We start from the raw sequence: 3,402 nt of genomic DNA, 5'->3' as shown, positions 1-3,402 counted from the left end.
ACGGTCAGCTGGTCGCGCGCACGCTTCGCTTCTTCCTCGGCACGCATCGCCAGCGCGGAGACGAGATCGGCGACCACCGCGAAACCGCGCCCTGCGTCACCTGCACGACCCGCTTCGACCGCGGCGTTCATCGCCAGGACGCGCGTCTGGAACGCGATCTTGTCGAGCCCTTCGATCACGCTGTCGATGCCCTTGGCGCTCTCCGAAACACGCCCCATCGCCTGGACCGCTTCGTCGGCGACCGCACGGCCACCACCGACGGTGGCGATCGCCTGGTCGGCGCGCTCGACGGTCTGCGTCGACGCGGACGCACTCGCCTTCAGGCGGCCATCCATCTGCGTGACCGAGGCTGCGGTTTCCTCGAGCGAGGCGGCGTTGCTTTCCGTACGGCGTGCGAGATCTTCCGAGGCCTGCGCGATTTCGCCCGAGCCGGTGCGGATCGTCATCGCACTTTCGCTGACCGAGCTGATCAGCCCGCGCAGATTGTCGAGCGCCTCGTTGAAGTTGCTCTTCAGCGCGCCGTACTCAGGCGGGAAGTCGGCCTTGATCGCCGCGGTCAGGTCACCCGCCGACAGCTCGGACAGATGCGTCGATACGGTGTCGACGACCATTTTCTGCTCGGTATCGGCGCGTGCCTTGGCGGTGTCAGCGGTGTCCTTGGCGATGCCGTTCTCGCGGAACACCTTCACCGCCTTGGCCATCGCACCGACTTCGTCCGCACGATCCGTGCCCTCGACGTCCTTGGCATAGTTGCCACCGGCAATGTCGCCCATCTGCGCCTGGAGACGATTGAGCGGCCCGGTGATCCCGAAACGCGTGATCAGCATCGCCAGACCGACGCCCGCGATGATCGCGATGATCGCGACGATATACAGCATGCTGACCGTCGCCATGCTCACGTCGGTCAGCTTGGCCGACTCGACCGATGCCTGATCGGCGTTACGATCGACCAGCGACAACGACTTTTCGAACGTGGGCGTCATCACCGCGTCCGCCTGGCCGAGCACGGCGATCGCCTCGCCCGCACGATTCTGCGCACTCAGCTGGTTCGCGCGTTCGACCAGGGCACGGACCTGCTGCATCCCGCGCAGGGTCTCGTTGAGCTCCGCGACGGCCGGCGGGTTGGCGACCTTGCCGCGTTCGAGATCGGATGCGATCTTGTCGGCATCGACCTGGAATTTCGCGAGCGTCTTGCGCCCCTCCTCGCTGTTCGCGCCGACCACGGCAATCTTGTAGCCGTCGTACATCATCGCGTTCATCCGGGTATTGCCCCGCGATCGGAACATCGTGCCGGTCAGCTTCTGGTCGATCAGCCGTGAATACGACGCATCGACCGTCGCGATCTTGGACGATCCGAACCATGCTATCGCTAGCGTGATACATCCCAGCAGCACGAGCAAGGATACGACCTTGGTCGAGATCTTCGCGTTGTTGAGCATTCCCATTTGACGTCTCTCCTGTTCGACCTCGGCCACGCGGAAGATCGCGCGAAAACCTCGGACCTATTATGAATTCGTTCGACCGGATGGCCGTGCGGCTACAGCTTCATGCTGATCCAGCCGCTCAGGCAGTCGGAATTGTCGAACCCGCTCCTCGTCAGCACCGATCGTGCGATCAGATGTTCGTAGCGACCGGTGATCGAGACCCGCGGCGCGACCGACCAGACGAGCTGCGCACGGGCGACGTCGGCGACGTGCGTGCCGCGCACCGACTGCGTGCCCGCATAGGCGCGACCACTCGCCGCATAGACGGCGTCGTCGACCTTCGCCCGCCAGACCCGCTGCGCTTCGACCGTCAGGCGGAGGCGGGTGATCGGCGACAGCGTGAAGTTGGGCGCGACCGCGACGAAATTGGTCGGCGAAAAGGCATCCTGATAGCTGAAATAGCCGCCATCGAGCACCGGTGCCGCCGCGTTGTGAAGCGAACCGTTCCGATAGCCGCCGCCGCCCGATCCGTAATCGACGTGCAGGCCTATCCGCGGTGACGTTCCCGCGTCGCCGAGCCGGACGGTCTGCGCCGCGAACACCTGCCACGCGTCGATCGCGCGCGGGCCGAACCGACCGCTCTGCCGATTGGCGCTCCAGTCGAGCGTCACGCGCCCGGCATCGCCCCACAGCCGCAGCCCATAGAACCGGCGTGCCTCGCGCGCGGTGTCGCTGCCGAAGGTGACCGCGTCGCGGCGCAACCGCCACGCGAAGGGCTCGAGATACAGTTTCGATCCGCCGAACCAAGTCTGCGGCAGGACGACGCCGGTCGTGACGCCCGAGAAACGCCGCGCATGATCGACGCGATCGTCGCCGGTGCCGCCCGTACCGTAGCGCGTGAACCGCAAGTCGAACACGTCGGCGCGGACCGCGTGGAAATGCGCCCAGCCGCGGGCGCCGTTCAGGACGACCTGGATGTTGCCCGCATCGCCCTGGCTGACCAGCACGCCAGGCCCGTCCGCGAAGATCTGGCGACCATAGCGGACGCCGACATCGCCGCCGTCCAGCGCGGTCGAAACCTCGGCGAACGCCTGCTGGACGAGCAGCGTGTTGCGCATGTTCGCGCCCGCCTGCGTCGCACGGTCGCCGGCGACACCGCCATGCGCCAGCTCGCCGTAAAGGCGGACATGCGATCCCAGATGGAGATCGCTGCCCGCGAACAGCCGCAGCTCGCGCTGCCGAATCTTTTCCGAGTCGCGCGCACCGGGGTTGGTGACGGTATCGACTCGGCCACGGATTTCGCCGGACAGCGTCAGATACACGTCGTCGCGGCCGGCGATCGGGATGAACTTCAACCGATCGAGCGGATCGTCGCGCAGCGCGGGATCGCGGTACCGCGTCCAGTTTTCCGCCCAGCGCGCGATCGCATACCCCGCGCTCACCGCACCATCGCCCGCCGCTTCGGCCGGATAGACCGTAGCGATCGGAGTCGCCCGCGTGGTGGTCTGCGCGGCGGTGTCGGGCGTCGCCGTCGCGACCACCGAATCCTTGGCCTGGGCCAGAACCGGCGTCGCGGAGATCGGGGTGAACGCCAGCAGCAACGCGATGCGGGCCAGGGTACGAGAGACCATGGCGAGGCCTTTTCGGTGGGAGGGTGTGTCTCCTTCATGATAGGACGCCCGCGGATTATTCGGGTGCGAAGGGAACAATTGTTAAAGTCGCGCGTGTCGCCCGTGGCTTAGGCCCCGACCTCGATAGCCGATCTCCCCCGGACGCACGAAAGCCCGCGTCCCCGGTTGGGGACGCGGGCTTCCTGTTCAGCCTTGCGGTTAAGCCTCGATCAGAACTCGTTCCAATCGTCGTCCGAACGGACCAGCGCCGGGATCGCCGCGGCCGGCAGCGGCTTGACCGGCGAAGCATAGCCTGCGCTCGGCTGGCTCAGTGCCTTGCCGAACGTCTGCTGGATCTTCGCGCGTGC

2 protein-coding genes are annotated in these 3,402 nt (G+C 66.5%); both read right to left on the bottom strand.

Annotated features, from left to right (window positions below; genetic code table 11):
• Window positions 1-1,445, bottom strand: a 1,445-nt coding sequence (locus ASF09_RS04605; RefSeq protein WP_235529618.1) for a methyl-accepting chemotaxis protein, incomplete at its 3' end; no start/stop codon positions are given.
• A 92-nt stretch (window positions 1,446-1,537) separates the two neighbouring features.
• Complete coding sequence (locus ASF09_RS04600) at window positions 1,538-3,055, bottom strand: alginate export family protein (RefSeq protein WP_082444078.1); 1,518 nt, start codon at window positions 3,053-3,055, stop codon at window positions 1,538-1,540.
• Window positions 3,056-3,402 lie beyond the last annotated feature (347 nt).

This window comes from Sphingomonas sp. Leaf242, from assembly GCF_001422045.1.
GTDB lineage: Bacteria > Pseudomonadota > Alphaproteobacteria > Sphingomonadales > Sphingomonadaceae > Sphingomonas.
Note: the sequence above shows the minus strand (reverse complement) of the source record. Positions and strands in the feature narration are given on the sequence as shown.